Origin of the sequence: Thioalkalivibrio sp. AKL10, assembly GCF_000381845.1 — a bacterium.
Taxonomy (GTDB): Bacteria; Pseudomonadota; Gammaproteobacteria; order Ectothiorhodospirales; family Ectothiorhodospiraceae; genus Thioalkalivibrio; species Thioalkalivibrio versutus.
Genome location: NZ_KB907142.1, coordinates 229,590 through 248,888, shown reverse-complemented (window position 1 = coordinate 248,888; position 19,299 = coordinate 229,590). Strand labels below are relative to the sequence as shown.

The following is a 19,299-nucleotide window of genomic DNA, read 5'->3' as shown; positions in this document are numbered from 1 at the left end:
GTCCAGGAACTTCCGCAGTATCAGCTATTCGGGGGGCGGTTTTCCACCCGCGAGCGGATGGCGGTGGCCAGCTCGCGCAGGGCAGTGTCGCGTTCTGCTACCTGGTTCGCCAGTTCGGCATCCGACGTCTGTTCGGTATTGAGGATCTCGCTGTCCCCGCGTCGGCGGCGCTCGTCCGGGTTCATCTGGACCTCGAGGATGGCCTCTACCTCTGCGCTGCTGCGGCCATCCCGCTGGGTTACGCGTGCGATCTGTTCGCCGGGCTCGCAATGGACCACGACGACGTGATCGAAACGCGCCTCCCAGCCGGCCTCGAACAGCAGGGGCACCACGATCACGGCATAGGGTGTGGTCTCTGGTAGCGCGGCCAGGCGTTGTTCGATAGCGGCCTCCACCGCCGGGTGAACCAGTGCCTCCAGGGCCTGGCGTTCGGCCGGGTCGGCAAAGATCCGGCTGCGCAAGGCACCGCGGTCCAGGTGGCCGCGGGCATCGAGTATGCCGGGGCCAAAGCGGTCCACGATGGCCGCGTAGAGATCGTGTCCCGGCGTCTGGAGTTCGCGGTTCAGGGTGTCGGCATCCAGTACCGGTGCCCCGAGGCTGGCGAAGAGCCCTGCAACGCGACTCTTGCCGCAGCCGATCCCCCCGGTGAGTCCGACCCGCAGCATGACGTTCGCCTAAAACCCTTGCGGGAAATAGAGGGCCAGCAGCTCGTCGCCCCAGATCAAGGCGAGCCACCCGGCAGCGGCGAGATAGGGCCCGAATGGGATCGGGATGTTGCGATCGCGCCCGCGCAGCAGGATCAGCGCGATCCCGACCACCGCGCCGACCAGTGAGGCCAGAAGCAGGATGACCGGCAGCGCCTGCCAGCCGAGCCACGCGCCCAGCGCCGCCAGCAGTTTGAAGTCACCGAAGCCCATGCCCTCCTTGCCGGTCAGCAGGCGGAAGCCGTGGAAGATCAGCCACAAGGTCAGGTAACCGGCCGCAGCACCGATCACGGCGGACTGCAGGTCGGTGAAGGTACCGGGGATGTTGACCAGCAGCCCGAGCCACAAAAGCGGCAGGGTGAGCTGATCGGGGAGTAGCGTCGTCCGGGCATCGATCCCGGAGGCGGCGATCAGTACGGCCGTGAAGACCAGCGCCAGCAGCCCGGCGCTACCGGGCCCCAGGTGCCAGACCGTTACCACGAAGAGCAGCGCGGTGAGTGCCTCCACTGCGGGATACTGCCAGCTGATGCGGGTGCCACACCCGGGGCAGCGACCGCGCAGGAACAGGAAGCTGAGAATGGGCACATTTTCCAGCGCCCGGATCGGGCGCTGGCATTGCGGGCAGCGCGAGCGCGGGCGGATCAGGTCAAAGCGCTCGCGCTCGTCGTTCGGCGCGTGCTCGAGGATCGCGCGCGCCTCGGTCTCCCACTCGCGTTCCAGCATCACCGGGAGGCGCGCGATCACCACGTTCAGGAAGCTGCCGATCAGCAGCCCGAACACCCCGGCAATCGGCAGTGCCCAGCTGCCCAGTTGGGCTCCGATCTCTGCCAGCATCCCCTAGATCACCTGACCCATCTGGAAGATGGGCAGGTACATGGCGATGACCAGGCCGCCGACCAGCACGCCGAGGACCACCATGATCAGCGGTTCCAGCAGGCTGGACAGGCTGTCCACGGCGTTGTCGACCTCTTCCTCGTAGAAATCCGCGACTTTCGACAGCATTGAATCCAGCGAGCCGGATTCCTCGCCAATCGCGACCATCTGCACCACCATGTTGGGGAACACGGCGGTATTGCGCATGGACCACTGCAATTGGCCGCCGGCCTCGGTCTCGTCGCGCATGCGCAGGGTGGCTTCTCGGTAGACGGCGTTGCCGGTGGCGCCGGAGACCGATGTCAGGGCATCCACCAGCGGCACCCCGGCGGAGAACATGGTCGACAGCGTTCGCGCAAAGCGGGCGATGGCGGCCTTGCGCAGGATCGGGCCAAAAGCCGGGGCCTTGAGGACCATGATGTCGAGGAAACGGGCGAAACGTGGCAGCCGCCGCCGGGCCTGAACGAAGACGAACCCGATGGCGACCATGACCCCGAGGATGGCCCACCACCAGCTCTGGGTGAACTCCGAGAGGTCGACCACCATGCGGGTGAATACCGGGAGGTCGGCACCGAAGCCGGTAAACAGGGCCTCGAACTGCGGGACTACGTAGATCAGCAGGATCGCGGTCACCACGATGGCCACCACGACCACCGCGGCCGGATAGAACAGGGCCTTCTTGATCTTGCCCTTCAGGGCCTCGGTCTTTTCCTTGTAGGTGGCGACCTTGTCCAGCAGGGTCTCGAGTGTCCCCGCCTGCTCGCCGGCCTCGACCAGATTGGTGACCAGGTCGTCGAAATGTCTCGGGTGCTTGGACAGGGCCTGGGCAAACGTCTCGCCGCCCTCGACGTCTGCCTTCAGTTTCAGGACCAGATCGCGCATCGCGGGCTTCTCGTTCCCGCGGCCGACGATCTCGAAGGCCTGCACCAGGGGCACGCCGGACTCCAGCATCGTGGTCATCTGGCGCAGGAAGTAGGCGATGTCCGCGGGGACGACCTTCTTTTTTCCACCGGAGAGAAGCGACTTTGGCTTCTTGCGGATCTTGATGACGTTGATGCCATTCTTGCGCAGCTCGGCACGGGCCGTGGCCTCGTTGTCGGCCGGAGTCTCGCCCTTGATCCGGGCGCCGTTCTTGTTCAGTCCTTCCCAGGTGTAGATCGTCCCGGAGTCGGCCATCCCCCTGTCCCCCTGTAGCTGGTGACCCGTGCCGGTTGCGGCACTAGTCCTTGGTCACGCGATTGACTTCCTCGAGGCTGGTCAGCCCCGCCATTACTTTCACGAGGCCGGCGCGTCGCAGGTCCTCGATGCCTTCCTTTTCTGCTTGTTCTGCGAGCTGCATGGAGTTGTAGCCCTCCAGGATGCCGCGCTGCATGTCGTCGCTGATGGGCATGACCTGGTAGATCCCCAGCCGGCCCTTGTAGCCGTTGGTGCATTGGTCGCAGCCCACCGCGCGATAGGAGACCACACCGGTCTGGATGTCGGCGTCGGTAAAGCCTTCCTTGCGCAGCGCCTCTTCCGGGAGCTTTTCCGGTTCCTTGCAGTTCGGGCACAACCGCCGCGCCAGCCGCTGGGCAATGATCAGCAGGATCGAGGAGGCGATGTTGTACGGTGGCACGCCCATGTTGGCCAGACGGGTGAGCGTCTGCGGGGCGTCGTTGGTATGCAGCGTGGAAAGCACAAGGTGACCGGTCTGGGCCGCCTTGATGGAGATCTCGGCGGTTTCCAGGTCGCGGATTTCCCCGACCATGATCACGTCCGGGTCCTGGCGCAGGAACGCGCGCAGCGCGCTGGCAAAGGTCAGCCCGACCTTCGGGTTGATGTTGACCTGGTTGACCCCGGGCATGTTGATTTCCGACGGGTCTTCCGCAGTGGAGATGTTGCGGTCGGCGGTGTTCAGGATGCCGAGCCCGGTGTACAGCGACACGGTCTTCCCCGACCCGGTGGGGCCGGTGACCAGGATCATGCCGTACGGACGGCTGAGCGCCTTGAGGTAGGCCTCTTTCTGATGTTCCTCGTACCCCAGCTGATCGATGCCCATCGCCGCGCTGCTGGGATCGAGGATACGCATCACGATCTTCTCGCCGTAAAGCGTCGGCAGGGACGAGACACGAAAATCGATCGCGCGGGTGCGCGACAGCTTCAGCTTGATGCGCCCGTCCTGCGGCACGCGGCGTTCGGCGATGTCCATGCGCGACATCACCTTGACGCGCGCAGTGATGCGCGGCGCCAGGGAATTGGGTGGGTGGGCGACCTCGTGCAGCACCCCGTCAATGCGGAAGCGCACGCGGAAGTCCTTCTCGAAGGGCTCGAGGTGGATATCCGACGCCTTGCGATTGATGGCGTCCATCAGGACCTTGTTGACGAAGCGCACCACCGGGGCGTCATCCGCGCCCTCGGCGGTGTCGGAGGAATCCTTGTCATCCTCCCCGCCGGATTCGATGGCCAGCCCGTCGAGGCCGTCGTCGCCAAGGTCGTCCATCAGCGACGAGGCGGCACTCAGTGCCGTGTCGATCAGGCGGTCGAGCTTGTGTGGCTCGACCAGGACGGCCTCGACGGGCATGCCGGTGGCGAACTTGAACTCGTCGGTGGCGCCCAGGTTGGTCGGGTCGGAGACGCCGATGTAGAGGCGATTGCCGCGTGCCATCAGTGGCAGGGCATGGTGCTTCTGGATCAGCTTCTCGTTGAGGTGATCCTTGGGCAGAAGTTCCGCATCGAAGCTCCCCAGGTCGAATACCGGGAGCCCGAACTCCTCGGCGGCGGCCTCGACCAGGCGCGCTTCCGCCACCTGGCCCTTGCTGGCAAGCAGGGTCATCAGCGGCGTCTGCTGGGACTGGGCTTCCTCGACCAGCTGGGAGGCGATGTCCTCCGCGATCAGGCCGGCCTCGACCAGGCGCTTCGCCAGCCCGGGTAGCCGCGGTGCCGTAGTGGTATTCGCCATGGGCCTCTGCGTATACAAACCTAGTGATGGGCCACACTCTACGTGCGTCCGCGGCGGAAGGGAAACGCGCTGCCAGGCAGCCGAGAGCCCCTTGCTGAGCTCCGATCATAGGAATCAACCCTGCAAATGACAAGGCTGTGGTTCGCCCCCTTGAGGGGTAATTCAGCGGGTGCTTGACGCTGTGCTTCGCGCTGGTTCAGAATACGCGGCTTGATCGAGGAGGGATACCCAAGCGGTCAACGGGGGCAGACTGTAAATCTGCTGGCTCAGCCTTCGGAGGTTCGAATCCTCCTCCCTCCACCATCGGGTTTTTCAAGCCAGCGGCCAGAAGCGGACGGTGGTGCGGCAAGCCAGGGTTCTGCGGGTGTAGTTCAATGGTAGAACCTCAGCCTTCCAAGCTGATGATGTGGGTTCGATCCCCATCACCCGCTCCAGATTTGGCCCGCACGATGTCGGGCGAGGCCCTGGCGGTAGTTCGGCTCATGTAGCTCAGTCGGTAGAGCACTTCCTTGGTAAGGAAGAGGTCACCGGTTCGAATCCGGTCATGAGCTCCATATTAATGTCAGCGTACAACCTGCGTCGCTGTTGAGTTTTAGCGTCACGATCCGGGGAAGCGAGAGATGTCCAAGGAAAAGTTCGAGCGTAAGAAGCCGCATGTGAATGTGGGTACGATTGGTCATGTGGACCATGGGAAAACGACGCTGACGGCGGCGATGACGGCGGTGCTGGGCAAGAAGTACGGGAGTGAAGCCCGTGCATTTGACCAGATCGACAACGCGCCGGAAGAGAAGGCGCGCGGTATTACGATTGCGACCGCGCACGTCGAGTACGAATCCGACCTTCGTCACTATGCGCACGTCGATTGCCCCGGTCACGCGGACTACGTGAAGAACATGATCACGGGTGCGGCGCAGATGGATGGCGCGATCCTGGTGGTGTCGGCGGCCGATGGCCCGATGCCGCAGACCCGCGAGCACATCCTGCTGGCGCGTCAGGTCGGTGTTCCGTACATCGTGGTGTTCCTGAACAAGGCCGACATGGTCGATGATCCGGAGCTGCTGGAGCTGGTCGAGATGGAGGTCCGCGACCTGCTGTCCTCATACGACTTTTTTTTTTGTTCCGCGCTGAAGGCGCTGGAAGGTGACGAGAGCGAAGTGGGCGCCCCGGCGATCTACAAGCTGGTCGAAGCGATGGACACCTGGATTCCGGAGCCGGAGCGTGCCGTGGACGGTGCGTACCTGATGCCGGTGGAAGACGTGTTCTCGATCTCCGGTCGCGGCACCGTGGTGACCGGTCGTATCGAGCGCGGCGTGGTGAAGGTGGGCGAAGAGATCGAGATCGTCGGTATTCGCGACACGCAGAAGACCACCGTCACCGGTGTCGAGATGTTCCGCAAGCTGCTGGATCAGGGCGAAGCGGGCGACAACGTCGGCATTCTGCTGCGCGGCACCAAGCGTGACGACGTCCAGCGAGGTCAGGTGCTATGCAAGCCGGGTTCGATTACCCCGCACACGCACTTCGAAGCCGAGGTGTACATCCTGGGCAAGGAAGAGGGCGGTCGTCACACGCCGTTCTTCAACGGGTACCGTCCGCAGTTCTACTTCCGCACGACGGACGTGACGGGCTCGGTGGAGCTTCCGGAAGGCACCGAGATGGTGATGCCGGGTGACAACGTGAAGATGACGGTGTCCCTGATCAATCCGATCGCGATGGAAGACGGTCTGCGCTTTGCGATCCGCGAAGGCGGCCGCACTGTGGGCGCCGGCGTCGTCTCCAAGATCATCGAGTGATATAGTAGACAAGTTGACAGACTGACCGCGAGAGGCGGCGCCGTGTGCGTCGTCTCTCGCGTTTGTTTCTTGTCGATTCGATTTCTAGGCCAGTAGCTCAATTGGCAGAGCAGCGGTCTCCAAAACCGCAGGTTGGGGGTTCGAGTCCCTCCTGGCCTGCCATCTTCGAGATGGCGGCAGCACCGGGTGATACGTATTCATGAGTGAACAATCGGAACAGACCGGCGTGCTTGATACCGTCAAGCTCGCGGTGGCCGTGGCGCTGCTGATTGCCGGCGTCATGGGCTTCTATTGGTTCCAGGACGAATCCACTCTGATTCGCGTCCTCGGGCTGCTTGCCGTCGTCGGGGTCGCCATCGGGATCGCGATGACGACCGCCAAGGGCAGCCAGCTCGCCGGCTTTATGGGCAACGCGCGCACCGAGGTGCGCAAGATGGTGTGGCCCACCCGCGTAGAGACGACCCAGACCACGCTGATCGTCATTGCCGTCGTGATCCTGGTGGGGATCATGCTCTGGCTCCTGGACATGTTCCTGGGCTGGGGCATCAGTCGGTTCATCGGATAAGCAGCAGGATTTTCCCCATGGCACTACGCTGGTACGTCGTACAGGCATTCTCGGGTTTCGAGGCACAGGTGAAGCGGTCCCTGGAGGAGCGCATCGAGCGTTTCGGCATGCAGGACCACTTTGGCGAGATCCTGGTGCCCACCGAGGAGGTCGTCGAGATGAAGGACGGCCAGAAGCGCAAGAGTGAGCGCAAGTTCTTCCCCGGCTATGTCCTGGTTCAGATGGACCTCAACGACGAGGCCTGGCATCTCGTCAAGGCCGTGCCGCGCGTGCTCGGCTTCATCGGTGGCACCGCGGACCGTCCGGCGCCGATCAGCGACAAGGAAGCCGACGCGATTCTGCAGCGCATGCAGGAAGGTGCCGAGAAGCCGCGTCCGAAGGTGCTGTTCGAGGTGGGCGAGATGGTCCGCGTAATCGACGGCCCGTTCAACGATTTCAATGGCGTGGTCGAGGAAGTCAACTACGACAAGAGTCGTCTGCTCGTGGCGGTTCAGATTTTCGGGCGGTCGACGCCCGTGGAACTCGAGTTCCACCAAGTCGAGAAAACCTGAGACGCGCAAGCGTCATCACCTGTTAATCGGGGAGCCGCAAGGCGTTCGCACCCGAGGGAGTCCTCATGGCAAAGAAAATCGAAGCGTATATCAAGCTTCAGGTGGCGGCTGGCAAGGCCAACCCGAGCCCGCCCGTGGGCCCGGCGCTGGGTCAGCGCGGCGTGAACATCATGGAGTTCTGCAAGGCGTTCAACGCCCAGACCCAGGAGATGGAACCCGGTCTGCCGATTCCAGTGGTGATCACCGTGTATGCGGATCGCAGCTTCACGTTCATTACCAAGACGCCCCCGGCGGCGGTCCTGCTGAAGAAGGCGGCCGGCATTCAGTCCGGTTCCGGTCAGCCGAACACCAACAAGGTCGGCACCGTGACGCGCGCCCAGCTGGAAGAAATTGCGAAGACCAAGGAACCGGATATGACCGCGGCTGATCTCGATGCCGCCGTGCGTACCATCGCCGGCAGTGCCCGCAGTATGGGCCTCGAAGTGGAGGGTCTCTGACATGGCGAAGCTTTCCAAGCGTATGCAGGCCTATCGCGAGAAGGTGGAGCCGGGTCACCTGTATCCGGTCACCGAAGCCTTTGATCTCCTGCGTGACCTGCCCAAGGCCAAGTTCCGCGAGTCGGTGGACGTTGCCGTGAACCTCGGCGTGGACCCGCGCAAATCCGACCAGGTGGTGCGCGGTTCCACCGTGTTGCCGCATGGCAATGGCAAGACTGTGCGCGTGGCCGTGTTCACCCAGGGTGCGAACGCCGATGCCGCCAAGGAAGCCGGGGCCGATGTCGTCGGCATGGACGACCTCGCCGAACAGGTGAAGGCCGGCCAGATGGACTTCGACGTGGTGATCGCCTCCCCGGATGCGATGCGCGTGGTCGGCCAGCTCGGCCAGATCCTCGGCCCGCGCGGCTTGATGCCGAACCCGAAGGTCGGCACCGTGACCCCGGATGTGGCCACCGCGGTGACCAATGCCAAGGGTGGTCAGGTGCGCTACCGCACCGACAAGGGCGGGATTGTCCACTGCACTATTGGCGCGGCCGATTTCGACACGAATTCCCTTACCGACAATCTGAACGCCCTGCTGGCCGATCTGCTGAAGATGAAGCCGGCGACCTCCAAGGGGCAGTACGTCAAGGCCGTGGTCGTCTCGACCACCATGGGTCCGGGCGTCAAGGTCGATCAGGGCTCGTTGGAGCTCTAAGCAAGAAAATACGGTTTTTGGTCGGCTGTCGCGCAAGCGGCACGCCATCCAAGACCGCAGGCGCCGAGCTCCAGGGCCCGGCTTAATACCCCAGCCTGCGCAGATGGTGTCACCCGATTCAGGAAGTACCTGCGACGGGAGCACCGAAGTGCCGGGTTCGCCCGGTTTCACGATCACCTCCGGGTGGTCTTACTAGAGGAGAGTCAACGTGGCTTTGAATCTCGACGACAAGAAGGCGATTGTCTCGGAGCTGGCTACGGTTGCTGCCTCGGCGCATTCCGCGGTCGCCGCGGAGTACCGGGGTCTCTCGGTCGCGCAGATGACCGACCTTCGTCGGCAGGCCCGCACTACCGGGGTCTATCTGCGGGTGGTGAAGAATAACCTCGCCAAGCGTGCCATTGAGGGTACGGATTTCGCGTGCATGCAGCCCGAGCTGCAGGGTCCGCTGATCCTTGCCTTCAGTGAAGAGGAGCCTGGCTCCGCGGCACGCCTGGTGAAGAACTTCGCCAAGGAAAACGATCAGCTGAAGGTCCGGCTGGTGTCCTTTGGTGGGCAGCTCATGGGGGCGAACGATCTCGATCGCCTCGCGAGCCTGCCGACCCGTGACGAGGCGCTCTCGCAGCTGCTCGCCACGATGAAGGCACCGCTCGACAAGTTCGCCCGTACGGTGAACGAAGTCCCGGGCAAGCTTGTGCGTACCGTTGCAGCAATCCGTGATCAGAAGCAGGCAGCCTGAAGAACCCTTCAAGCCTGCTTCTGCAGCATGTACTGAATGAATTCGGGCTCGACCCGTTAGGAGATTAAGAAATGGCCGTTTCGAAAGAAGATATCCTGGAAGCCATCGGCAACATGACGGTCCTGGAGATTGTGGACCTGATCAGCGAGATGGAAGAGAAGTTCGGCGTGTCCGCCGCTGCCGCTGTTGCGGCCGCCCCGGCTGCCGCTGGTGGCGAAGCCGCTGCCGCTGAAGTCAAGGACGAGTTCGACGTCGTGATGTCGAGCTTCGGCGAGAACAAGGTCGGCGTCATCAAGGTCGTCCGTGGCCTGACCGGTCTGGGTCTGAAGGAAGCCAAGGAAATGGTCGAAGGCGTGCCGGCGACCGTGAAGGAAGGCGCTCCGAAGGACGAGGCCGAGAAGATGAAGGCGGAGCTGGAAGGCGCGGGCGCCACCGTCGAACTGAAGTAAGAAGGCGCTTGCGCCTGTTGTTTTCGTGTACATCACGAAGCCCTGAGGCTGGCGGCCGTTTGGTCGCCAGCCTCAGCCCGTGGTGGCGCGTGTTTTGTCGCGCGTTGTTCAGCTAGCCTCCGAGGTAAGCCATGGCCCTCAGTTATACCGAAAAGAAACGTATCCGCAAGGACTTCGGGAAGCGTCCCCAGATCCTCGAAGTCCCGTACCTGCTGGAAACCCAGCTGACCTCCTATCGGGATTTCCTGCAGGCGGACCGAGCGCCCGACGGGCGGGATCCGATGGGCCTGCATGCGGCGTTTCAGTCGGTTTTCCCCATCGTCAGTTATTCCGGTCATGTCCAGCTCGAGTATGTGAGCTATCGCCTGGGCGAACCGATGTTCGACGTGAAGGAATGCCAGATCCGTGGCGTGACCTATGCGGCCCCGCTGCGTGTCCTCTTGCGCCTGGTGATCCACGACAAGGAAGCCCCGGCGGGTTCCACTGTGGTCAAGGAGGTCAAGGAGCAGGAAGTCTACATGGGCGAAATGCCGCTCATGACCGAGAACGGCACCTTTGTCATCAACGGTACCGAACGCGTAATCGTGTCGCAGTTGCACCGCTCGCCGGGCGTGTTCTTCGACAGCGACAAGGGCAAGACCCAGGGCAGTGCACAGAAACTGCTTTATAACGCCCGCATTATTCCGTACCGCGGCTCCTGGCTCGATTTCGAGTTCGACGCCAAGGACGGGGTCTTCGTGCGCATCGACCGTCGCCGCAAGCTGCCGGCGTCGATCCTGCTGCGCGCACTGGGTATGGATACCGAAGAGATCCTCACCACCTTTTTCGAATTCAATCAGCTCACCCTCGACGATGACGGCGGCGAGCTGGACCTGATCCCCGAGCGCATGCGCGGCGAGACTGCCGTGATCGACATTACCGATGGCGAAACCGTCATTGTCGAGGCCGGTCGGCGTATTACGCCGCGCCATATCCGGGAGATCGAGAAGGCCGGCATCAACACCCTGCGGGTGCCGGACGAATACCTGCTGGGTCGGGTGCTGGCCAAGGGCGTGGTGGATGAGTCCACCGGGGAACTGATCGCCAATGCCAATGACGCCCTGACCCAGGAGATGCTCGACAAGCTGCGCGCCGAGGGCGTGAAGTCGCTGGAGACCATCTACACCAACGACTACGACCACGGTCCGTACATGTCGGATACGCTGCGTCTGGATCCGACCAAGAGTCAGCTGGAGGCCCAGGTCGAGATCTACCGCGTGATGCGCCCGGGCGAGCCGCCGACCAAGGACGCGGCGGAGAACCTGTTCTCCAACCTGTTCTTCTCGGAAGATCGCTACGACCTGTCCGCCGTGGGCCGGATGAAGTTCAACCGCCGCGTGGGTCGCGATACCGACGAGGGCGCGGGCGTGCTGTCGCCGGAAGACATCCTGGATGTCCTGAAGGTGCTGATTGACCTGCGTAACGGCAACGGCCGTACCGATGACATCGACCACCTGGGCAACCGTCGCATCCGCAGCGTGGGCGAGATGGCCGAAAACCAGTTCCGCCTTGGCCTGGTGCGTGTCGAACGCGCGGTCAAGGAGCGTCTCACCGTCGCCGAGAGCGAAGGCCTGATGCCGCAGGAACTGATCAACGCCAAGCCGGTGGCCGCCGCGGTCAAGGAATTCTTCGGATCCAGCCAGCTGTCGCAGTTCATGGACCAGAACAACCCGCTGTCCGAGGTGACGCACAAACGGCGTATCTCGGCCCTGGGTCCGGGCGGGCTTACCCGCGAACGTGCCGGCTTCGAGGTGCGCGACGTGCACCCGACGCATTACGGTCGCGTGTGCCCGATCGAGACTCCGGAAGGGCCGAACATCGGTCTGATCAACTCGCTGGCCGTGTATGCCCGCACCAACCGCTACGGCTTCCTGGAGACGCCGTATCGCAAGGTCGAAGAGGGCAAGGTGACCGAGGAGATCGTCTACCTCTCCGCGATCGAAGAGAGCCAGTACGTGATCGCCCAGGCGAACGCGGCGATGGACGAGGAAGGTCGCCTGAGCGATGACCTCGTGTCCTGCCGTCATCAGGAGGAGTTCACGATCTCGTCTCCGGACAAGATCCAGTACATGGACGTCTCGCCGAAGCAGATCGTGTCGGTGGCCGCCGCGTTGCTGCCCTTCCTGGAGCATGACGATGCCAACCGCGCCCTGATGGGCGCGAACATGCAGCGTCAGGCCGTGCCGTGCCTGCGGGCCGACAAGCCGCTGGTGGGTACCGGTATCGAGCGCGCCGTTGCCATCGACTCCGGCTCCGCGATCGTCGCCAAGCGCGGCGGTACGGTGGACTCGGTGGACGCCGGTCGTGTGGTGGTCCGTGTGAACGACGACGAAACCGTCGCCGGCGAGCCGGGCGTGGATATCTACAACCTCACCAAGTACTCGCGGTCCAACCAGAACACCTCCATCAACCAGCGTCCCCTGGTTGCGGTGGGCGACGAAATCGCCCGCGGTGACGCGATTGCCGATGGCTCGTCGACGGATCTGGGCGAACTGGCGCTGGGGCAGAACATGATGGTCGCGTTCATGCCCTGGAATGGCTACAACTTCGAGGACTCGATTCTGATCTCGGAGCGCGTGGTGCAGGAGGATCGTTACACCACGATCCACATCGAGGAGCTCAACTGTGTCGCTCGTGACACCAAGCTGGGCCAGGAAGAGATCACCGCGGATATCCCGAACGTCTCCGAGTCGTTGCTGAACAAGCTGGACGAGTCCGGCGTGGTCTACGTCGGGGCCGAGGTGAACCCGGGCGACATCCTGGTCGGCAAGGTCACGCCGAAGGGCGAGACCCAGTTGACGCCGGAAGAGAAGCTCCTGAGGGCGATCTTTGGCGAGAAGGCCTCGGACGTGAAGGACACCTCCCTGCGTGTGCCGTCCGGCATCGAGGGGACGGTGATCGACGTGCGTGTTTTCACCCGTGACGGTGTGGAGAAAGACGCCCGCGCCCGGTCGATCGAGGCCGACGATCTCGCCGCTGTGCAGAAGGACCTGAAGGACCAGCTGCGCATCTACGAGGATGACATCTACGCCCGCGTCGAGCGGCTGCTGGTCAACAAGACCGCCGCCGGTGGCCCGGATGGGCTGGGTGATGGCTCCAAGGTGACCAAGAAGTATTTGCAGGGGCTGTCCCGCGACAAGTGGTTCGAGGTCCGCCTGCAGGACGATGCGGTCAACAGCCAGCTGGAAGACCTGGGTCGCCAGATCAAGGATCAGCACGAGGCGTTCGAGAAGAAGTTCGAGCACCAGAAGGCCAAGCTGGCCGCGGGCGACGACCTGCCGCCAGGCGTGCAGAAGATGGTCAAGGTCTACGTGGCCGTGAAGCGCCGCCTGCAGCCGGGCGACAAGATGGCCGGTCGCCACGGGAACAAGGGCGTGATCTCGATGATCGTGCCGGAAGAGGACATGCCGTTCCTCGAGGACGGTACCCCGGTCGACGTGGTGCTGAACCCGTTGGGCGTGCCCTCGCGCATGAACGTCGGCCAGGTGCTGGAAGTGCACCTGGGTTGGGCGGCCCGAGGTCTCGGCCACAAGATCAACCGCATGCTCGAGGCACAAGGCGAGATCGCCAAGCTGCGCGAGTTCCTCGACAAGATCTACAACAACCGCGAACGCAAGGTGGACCTCGACTCCATGTCGGACCCCGAGATCATCACCCTGTGCCGCAACCTGCGCGGCGGCGTGCCGATGGCGACGCCGGTGTTCGACGGCGCCGAAGAGGCTGAGATCAAGGAGATGCTGCGTCTGGCGGACCTGCCGGAAACGGGGCAGGCCCAGTTGTACGACGGGCGCACCGGGGACGGCTTCGACCGCCCGGTCACCGTGGGCTACATGCACATGCTGAAGCTGAACCACCTGGTCGACGACAAGATGCATGCACGTTCCACCGGCCCGTACTCGCTGGTCACCCAGCAGCCGCTGGGCGGCAAGGCGCAGTTCGGTGGTCAGCGCTTCGGCGAAATGGAGGTCTGGGCACTGGAGGCCTACGGCGCCGCCTACACGTTGCAGGAAATGCTGACGGTGAAGGCGGACGACGTGCAGGGCCGCAACAAGATGTACAAGAACATCGTTGACGGTGAGCACCACATGGAGGCCAACGTCCCCGAGTCGTTCAACGTGCTCATGAAGGAGATCAAGGCGCTCGGCATCAATATCGAGCTCGAGCAGGACTGATCTTCTCCGATCCGATTGTGATCCGATGGGGCGCAGTGCGCCCCTCGAAACCAAGTTTGTGAGGCAAGCGAATGAAAGACCTCCTGAATCTGTTCAAGCAACAGACCCAGCCGGAAGAGTTCGATGCGATCCGCATCGGTCTTGCGTCCCCGGACCAGATCCGTTCCTGGTCCTTTGGCGAGGTGAAGAAGCCGGAAACCATCAATTACCGGACGTTCAAGCCGGAACGTGATGGCCTGTTCTGCGCGAAGATCTTCGGGCCGGTGAAGGACTACGAGTGCCTGTGCGGCAAGTACAAGCGCCTGAAGCATCGTGGCGTGGTGTGCGAGAAGTGCGGCGTCGAAGTGACCCAGACCAAGGTCCGGCGCGAGCGCATGGGCCATATCGATCTGGCCTCGCCGGTTGCCCACATCTGGTACCTGAAGAGCTTGCCGTCCCGTATTGGCCTGCTGCTCGACATGACCCTGAAGGACATCGAGAAGGTCCTGTACTTCGAGTCCTTCATCGTCACCGATCCGGGCTTCACCACGCTGGAGAAGCGCCAGCTCCTGACCGACGAGGAATACCTCGAGGCGATGGAAGAGCACGGTGACGACTTCACCGCGCTGATGGGCGCGGAGGCCGTGCTGAGTCTGTTGAAGGAAATGGATCTTCCGGCCGAGGCCACGAAGCTGCGCCAGGACCTGAGCGAGACCGGTTCCGAGACCAAGATCAAGCGCTTCGGCAAGCGGCTCAAGCTGGTCGAGGCCTTCCTCGATTCCGGCAACAAGCCGGAGTGGATGATCATGAAGGTGCTGCCGGTACTGCCGCCGGACCTGCGCCCGCTGGTGCCGCTGGATGGCGGCCGGTTTGCGACGTCCGACCTCAATGATCTGTACCGCCGGGTGATCAACCGCAACAACCGTCTGCGTCGCTTGCTGGAGCTGAATGCCCCGGACATCATCGTGCGCAACGAAAAGCGCATGCTGCAGGAGTCCGTGGACGCGCTGCTGGACAACGGCCGTCGCGGCCGTGCCATCACCGGTACCAACAAGCGCCCGCTGAAGTCCCTGGCTGACATGATCAAGGGCAAGCAGGGTCGCTTCCGCCAGAACCTGCTGGGCAAGCGTGTCGACTACTCCGGTCGCTCGGTGATCGTGGTGGGCCCGACCCTGCGCCTGCACCAGTGCGGTCTGCCCAAGCGCATGGCGCTGGAGCTGTTCAAGCCGTTCATCTTCGGCAAGCTGCAGCGCCGTGGTCTCGCGACCACCATCAAGGCCGCCAAGAAGGCGGTGGAAAAGGAAGGTCCCGAGGTCTGGGATATCCTGGAAGAGGTGATCCGCGAGCACCCGGTCATGCTGAACCGCGCGCCGACCCTGCACCGCCTGGGTATCCAGGCGTTCGAGCCGGTGCTGATCGAGGGCAAGGCGATCCAGCTGCACCCGCTGGTCTGCGCCGCGTTCAACGCGGACTTCGACGGTGACCAGATGGCCGTGCATGTGCCGCTGTCGCTGGAGGCCCAGCTGGAGGCGCGCACGCTGATGCTGTCCTCCAACAATGTACTGTCCCCGGCCAACGGCGAGCCGATCATCGTGCCGTCGCAGGATATTGTCCTGGGGCTCTACTACCTGTCGCGCGAGAAGGTGAACGCGAAAGGCGAAGGCATGACGTTCGCCGACGTGGATGAAGTCCACCGCGCCTACGAGCACAAGCAGGTCGACCTGCACGCACGTATTACCGTGCGGATTGCGGACACCATGGCCGAGGTGGGCGAGGGCGAGAGCCTGCCGTACCTGCGCCTGGAGACCACCGTGGGTCGCGCGATCCTGTCGCGCATCATGCCCAAGGGTCTGCCGTTCGAGCTGATCGACCGCGAGCTGAACAAGAAGGCGATCTCCGGCCTGATCAACCAGTGCTATCGCCGCCTGGGTCTGAAGGATACGGTGGTGTTCGCGGACCAGCTGATGTACGCGGGCTTCTACTACTCCACCCGTGCCGGCGTCTCCTTCTGCGCCGAAGACATGGTGATCCCGGACGAGAAGCAGCCGATCCTGCAGGGCGCCGAAGAACAGGTTAAGGAGATCGAGAACCAGTACGCATCGGGTCTCGTGACCAAGGGCGAGCGTTACAATAAGGTGGTGGATATCTGGTCTCACTGTAATGACCAGGTCGCCAAGGCCATGATGGAGCGGCTCGGCAAGGAGAAGGTCGTCAACAAGGACGGCGAGACGGTCGAGCAGAATTCGTTCAACTCGATCTTCATGATGGCCGACTCCGGTGCGCGTGGCTCCGCCGCGCAGATTCGTCAGCTGGCCGGCATGCGTGGCCTGATGGCCAAGCCGGACGGCTCGATCATCGAGACGCCCATCACCGCGAACTTCCGCGAAGGTCTGAACGTCTTGCAGTACTTCATCTCCACCCACGGCGCCCGTAAGGGGCTGGCCGATACGGCGTTGAAGACCGCAAACTCGGGCTACCTGACCCGCCGCCTGGTGGATGTCTCGCAGGACGTCGTGGTAACCCAGCCGGATTGCGGGACCCAGCAGGGTCTGCTGATGAAGCCCATCATCGAAGGCGGTGATGTGGTCGAGCCATTGCGCGATCGCGTGCTCGGGCGGACCACTGCGGTCGACGTGCTTCGCCCGGGTGCGGATGAGGTATTGATCCCCGCCGGGACGCTGCTCGATGAAGCGATGGTGGACTCCCTGGATGCCGCTTCGGTCGACGAAGTGCTGGTGCGTTCCGCGATTACCTGCGAGACCCGCCAGGGCATTTGTGCCAAGTGCTATGGGCGTGATCTGGCGCGTGGCCACGAGGTCAACGCCGGCGAGGCCGTGGGCGTCATCGCCGCACAGTCGATCGGCGAGCCGGGTACTCAGCTGACGATGCGGACCTTCCATATCGGCGGGGCCGCGAGCCGTGCCGTGACGGTCAGTGCGATCCAGGTGAAGAGCTCCGGTTCTGTCCGTCTCCATAACCTGAAGACGGTCACCAACAAGGCCGGCAACCTGGTCGCGGTCTCGCGCTCGGGCGAGCTGGGTGTGATCGACGATCAGGGTCGCGAACGGGAGCGCTACAAGATTCCCTATGGCGCGCTTATCACGGTCCACGACAGCGACGCCGTCGAAGCCGGCCAGGAAGTCGCCAGCTGGGATCCGCATACGCATCCGATCGTCACCGAGGTGGCCGGTAACCTGCGCCTCGCGGACTTCGTGGAGAACGTGACGGTCACCAAGGAGACCGATGAGTTCACCGGCCTGTCGTCCAACGTGGTCCTGGATCCGAAGAGCCGCTCTACGGCGGGCAAGGATCTGCGCCCGACGGTCAAGCTGCTGGACGACGACGGCAACGAGGTGTACATCCCGGGGACCGACATGCCCGCGCAGTACATGCTGCCGGCCAATGCGATCTTCAACCTGGAGGACAACGCCCGGGTCGAGGTGGGTGACGTCATTGCCCGCCTGCCGCAGGAATCCTCCAAGACGCGTGACATCACCGGTGGTCTGCCGCGTGTGGCCGACTTGTTCGAGGCGCGGCGTCCCAAGGAGCCCGCGGTGCTGGCCGAGATCTCGGGCACCGTGTCCTTCGGCAAGGAGACCAAGGGCAAGCAGCGTCTCGTGATCACCCCGGACAAGGGTGACCCGGTCGAGATGATGATTCCCAAGCTGCGTACCGTGAACGTGTTCGAAGGCGAGCGCGTCGAGCGTGGCGAGGTCGTGGTGGACGGTGAACTGGATCCGCATGACATCATCCGTCTGCGCGGTGTCACCACCCTGGCCGAGTACCAGGTCCAGGAGATCCAGGACGTTTACCGTCTCCAGGGTGTGAAGATCAACGACAAGCACATCGAGGTGATCGTCCGCCAGATGATGCGCAAGGTGAACATCGAGGACGCCGGCGACACCAAGTTCCTCGCCGGGGACCAGGTGGATCGCATTCGGGTGCTGGAGGAGAACGAGCAGCTGGGTGCCGACAAGCAGCCGGCAACCTACGAGCGCGTCCTCCTGGGTATCACCAAGGCGTCGCTGGTGACCGAGTCGTTCATCTCTGCGGCCTCCTTCCAGGAGACCACCCGCGTGCTCACCGAGGCCTCGACCCGCGGTGCGCGTGATGATCTGCGCGGCCTGAAGGAAAACGTGATTGTCGGACGCCTGATCCCCGCGGGGACGGGCCTCGCCTATCACAAGGAGCGCCGCCGCAAGCGCGCACTGGAAATGCCCGAGTTCGAGACGGTCGCGGAGGCGCCGGCGGTGATCGCCGACTCCGAACCGGCCACGACCGACCCGGGTACCACGGAAGACGGGTCCGAGTGACCCGTCCCACCTTGACACTCACGGGGGCGGCGATTAGACTTCCGCTCCCTCGACAGTCCGGTCTCGGCGCCGGCCTGTCGTTATTTTTAGGCTAGGAGAAAGGGTTTCATGGCCACGATCAACCAGTTGGTACGCAAGCCCCGCAAGCGCCCCGTCGAAAAGAGCGACGTGCCGGCGCTGCAGGGTTCCCCGCAGAAGCGCGGGGTCTGCACCCGTGTCTACACGACCACCCCGAAGAAGCCGAACTCCGCGCTGCGCAAGGTTGCGCGCGTGCGGCTGACCAACGGCTACGAAGTCAGTAGCTACATCGGTGGGGAAGGCCACAACCTGCAGGAGCACTCGGTGGTCCTGATTCGTGGCGGCCGTGTTAAGGATCTCCCGGGTGTGCGTTACCACACGGTGCGCGGCAGCCTGGACACCCAAGGTGTGCAGAAGCGCATGCAGGGCCGGTCCAAGTACGGCACCAAGCGTCCCAAATCCTAACCGTGATCCATGATCCAGTCCGGGAACTGAAACATGTCTAGAAGAGCAGCAGCCCCCAAGCGTCACATCCTCCCCGACCCGAAGTTCGGAAGCGAGCGCCTGGCCAAGTTCATCAACACGGTGATGCGTGACGGCAAGAAGTCCGTCGCCGAACAGGTCGTCTATGGCGCCCTGGACCAGATCGAGTCCAAGCAGGGCGACGGGATGGGTGCGCTGGAACGCGCCCTGGACAACATTCGCCCGCGTGTCGAGGTGAAGTCCCGCCGCGTTGGTGGTGCGACCTACCAGGTTCCGGTGGAAGTGCGCTCGGTGCGTCAGGATGCGCTGGCCATGCGCTGGGTGGTCGAGGCCGCCCGCAAGCGGGGCGAGCGCACCATGGCCCTGAAGCTGGCCGGCGAACTGATGGACGCCTCGGACAGCAAGGGTTCGGCCGTCAAGAAGCGCGAAGACACTCACCGCATGGCGGAAGCGAACAAGGCGTTCGCTCACTTCCGCTGGTAAACCAGATTTAGA

General features: G+C 63.4%; 15 protein-coding genes and 4 tRNA genes. 15 read left to right on the top strand and 4 right to left on the bottom strand.

All coding sequences use genetic code 11. The features are described from left to right. Nucleotides 1–20: 20 nt before the first annotated feature. The 4 genes from coaE to pilB are packed head-to-tail and all read right to left on the bottom strand — an operon-like array spanning nt 21 to nt 4,515. Nucleotides 21–665 (bottom strand): dephospho-CoA kinase, encoded by a 645-nt coding sequence (gene coaE / locus G333_RS0101230; protein ID WP_019627444.1) that lies wholly within the window; start codon nt 663–665, stop codon nt 21–23. 9 nt (nt 666–674) lie between these two features. Next, a complete protein-coding gene (locus G333_RS0101225) occupies nt 675–1,538 on the bottom strand; it encodes an A24 family peptidase (RefSeq protein ID WP_019627443.1) in 864 nt (287 codons plus the stop codon). Nucleotides 1,539–1,541: 3 nt separating this feature from the next. Beyond that, nucleotides 1,542–2,753 carry a type II secretion system F family protein gene (locus G333_RS0101220; protein ID WP_018144450.1) on the bottom strand — a complete coding sequence of 404 codons (1,212 nt, stop codon included), beginning with the start codon at nt 2,751–2,753 and terminating at the stop codon, nt 1,542–1,544. Between the two features lie 43 nt (nt 2,754–2,796). Next, a complete protein-coding gene (pilB, locus tag G333_RS0101215) occupies nt 2,797–4,515 on the bottom strand; it encodes a type IV-A pilus assembly ATPase PilB (protein WP_018168214.1) in 1,719 nt (572 codons plus the stop codon). A 218-nt stretch (nt 4,516–4,733) separates the two neighbouring features. Between pilB and G333_RS0101210 the strand changes: the two genes are divergently transcribed. From G333_RS0101210 to rpsG, 15 genes are all read left to right on the top strand, one after another. Continuing rightward, nucleotides 4,734–4,818 (top strand) — tRNA-Tyr (locus G333_RS0101210). A 57-nt stretch (nt 4,819–4,875) separates the two neighbouring features. Then, nucleotides 4,876–4,949: transfer RNA gene (locus G333_RS0101205), tRNA-Gly, on the top strand. A gap of 44 nt (nt 4,950–4,993) precedes the next feature. Continuing rightward, nucleotides 4,994–5,069, top strand: a tRNA-Thr gene (locus tag G333_RS0101200). A 66-nt stretch (nt 5,070–5,135) separates the two neighbouring features. Then, nucleotides 5,136–6,305, top strand: a complete 1,170-nt coding sequence (gene tuf / locus G333_RS0101195; RefSeq protein ID WP_019627442.1) for an elongation factor Tu — start codon at nt 5,136–5,138, stop codon at nt 6,303–6,305. An 86-nt stretch (nt 6,306–6,391) separates the two neighbouring features. Further along, nucleotides 6,392–6,467, top strand: a tRNA-Trp gene (locus G333_RS0101190). Between the two features lie 37 nt (nt 6,468–6,504). After that, on the top strand, nt 6,505–6,870 hold the full coding sequence (gene secE, locus G333_RS0101185; protein ID WP_018167854.1) for a preprotein translocase subunit SecE: 366 nt from the start codon (nt 6,505–6,507) through the stop codon (nt 6,868–6,870). A 17-nt stretch (nt 6,871–6,887) separates the two neighbouring features. Beyond that, nucleotides 6,888–7,421 (top strand): transcription termination/antitermination protein NusG, encoded by a 534-nt coding sequence (nusG, locus tag G333_RS0101180; RefSeq protein WP_017940468.1) that lies wholly within the window; start codon nt 6,888–6,890, stop codon nt 7,419–7,421. 65 nt (nt 7,422–7,486) lie between these two features. Next, nucleotides 7,487–7,918: a 50S ribosomal protein L11 gene (gene rplK, locus G333_RS0101175; RefSeq protein ID WP_018650512.1), complete on the top strand. Its 432-nt coding sequence runs from the start codon at nt 7,487–7,489 to the stop codon at nt 7,916–7,918. Nucleotide 7,919: 1 nt separating this feature from the next. After that, nucleotides 7,920–8,615, top strand: a complete 696-nt coding sequence (gene rplA / locus G333_RS0101170; RefSeq protein WP_018167856.1) for a 50S ribosomal protein L1 — start codon at nt 7,920–7,922, stop codon at nt 8,613–8,615. 214 nt (nt 8,616–8,829) lie between these two features. Then, complete coding sequence (gene rplJ, locus G333_RS0101165) at nt 8,830–9,351, top strand: 50S ribosomal protein L10 (protein ID WP_018143869.1); 522 nt, start codon at nt 8,830–8,832, stop codon at nt 9,349–9,351. 71 nt (nt 9,352–9,422) lie between these two features. After that, nucleotides 9,423–9,800: a 50S ribosomal protein L7/L12 gene (rplL, locus tag G333_RS0101160; protein ID WP_018143870.1), complete on the top strand. Its 378-nt coding sequence runs from the start codon at nt 9,423–9,425 to the stop codon at nt 9,798–9,800. Nucleotides 9,801–9,931: 131 nt separating this feature from the next. After that, the gene (gene rpoB / locus G333_RS0101155) at nt 9,932–14,011 is read left to right on the top strand and encodes a DNA-directed RNA polymerase subunit beta (protein ID WP_019627441.1); all 4,080 of its coding nucleotides are present in this window, start codon (nt 9,932–9,934) and stop codon (nt 14,009–14,011) included. A 71-nt stretch (nt 14,012–14,082) separates the two neighbouring features. Next, entirely contained in the window at nt 14,083–18,303 is a 4,221-nt protein-coding gene (gene rpoC / locus G333_RS0101150) for a DNA-directed RNA polymerase subunit beta' (protein WP_019627440.1), read from the top strand. A gap of 108 nt (nt 18,304–18,411) precedes the next feature. Beyond that, nucleotides 18,412–18,786 carry a 30S ribosomal protein S12 gene (gene rpsL, locus G333_RS0101145; RefSeq protein WP_018143873.1) on the top strand — a complete coding sequence of 125 codons (375 nt, stop codon included), beginning with the start codon at nt 18,412–18,414 and terminating at the stop codon, nt 18,784–18,786. A gap of 33 nt (nt 18,787–18,819) precedes the next feature. Next, nucleotides 18,820–19,287 carry a 30S ribosomal protein S7 gene (gene rpsG, locus G333_RS0101140; protein ID WP_018143874.1) on the top strand — a complete coding sequence of 156 codons (468 nt, stop codon included), beginning with the start codon at nt 18,820–18,822 and terminating at the stop codon, nt 19,285–19,287. The last annotated feature ends 12 nt before the right edge of the window (nt 19,288–19,299 follow it).

Excerpts from the sequence above, each read along its gene's own strand:
- coaE (WP_019627444.1), bottom strand. The coding sequence starts at position 665 with ATGCTGCGGGTCGGACTCACCGGGGGGATCGGCTGCGGCAAGAGTCGC.
- tuf (WP_019627442.1), top strand. The coding sequence starts at position 5,136 with ATGTCCAAGGAAAAGTTCGAGCGTAAGAAGCCGCATGTGAATGTGGGT.
- G333_RS0101225 (WP_019627443.1), bottom strand. The coding sequence starts at position 1,538 with ATGCTGGCAGAGATCGGAGCCCAACTGGGCAGCTGGGCACTGCCGATT.
- rpoB (WP_019627441.1), top strand. The coding sequence starts at position 9,932 with ATGGCCCTCAGTTATACCGAAAAGAAACGTATCCGCAAGGACTTCGGG.
- rplA (WP_018167856.1), top strand. The coding sequence starts at position 7,920 with ATGGCGAAGCTTTCCAAGCGTATGCAGGCCTATCGCGAGAAGGTGGAG.
- secE (WP_018167854.1), top strand. The coding sequence starts at position 6,505 with ATGAGTGAACAATCGGAACAGACCGGCGTGCTTGATACCGTCAAGCTC.
- rpsG (WP_018143874.1), top strand. The coding sequence starts at position 18,820 with ATGTCTAGAAGAGCAGCAGCCCCCAAGCGTCACATCCTCCCCGACCCG.
- rpsL (WP_018143873.1), top strand. The coding sequence starts at position 18,412 with ATGGCCACGATCAACCAGTTGGTACGCAAGCCCCGCAAGCGCCCCGTC.
- G333_RS0101220 (WP_018144450.1), bottom strand. The coding sequence starts at position 2,753 with ATGGCCGACTCCGGGACGATCTACACCTGGGAAGGACTGAACAAGAAC.
- pilB (WP_018168214.1), bottom strand. The coding sequence starts at position 4,515 with ATGGCGAATACCACTACGGCACCGCGGCTACCCGGGCTGGCGAAGCGC.
- nusG (WP_017940468.1), top strand. The coding sequence starts at position 6,888 with ATGGCACTACGCTGGTACGTCGTACAGGCATTCTCGGGTTTCGAGGCA.
- rplK (WP_018650512.1), top strand. The coding sequence starts at position 7,487 with ATGGCAAAGAAAATCGAAGCGTATATCAAGCTTCAGGTGGCGGCTGGC.
- rplL (WP_018143870.1), top strand. The coding sequence starts at position 9,423 with ATGGCCGTTTCGAAAGAAGATATCCTGGAAGCCATCGGCAACATGACG.
- rpoC (WP_019627440.1), top strand. The coding sequence starts at position 14,083 with ATGAAAGACCTCCTGAATCTGTTCAAGCAACAGACCCAGCCGGAAGAG.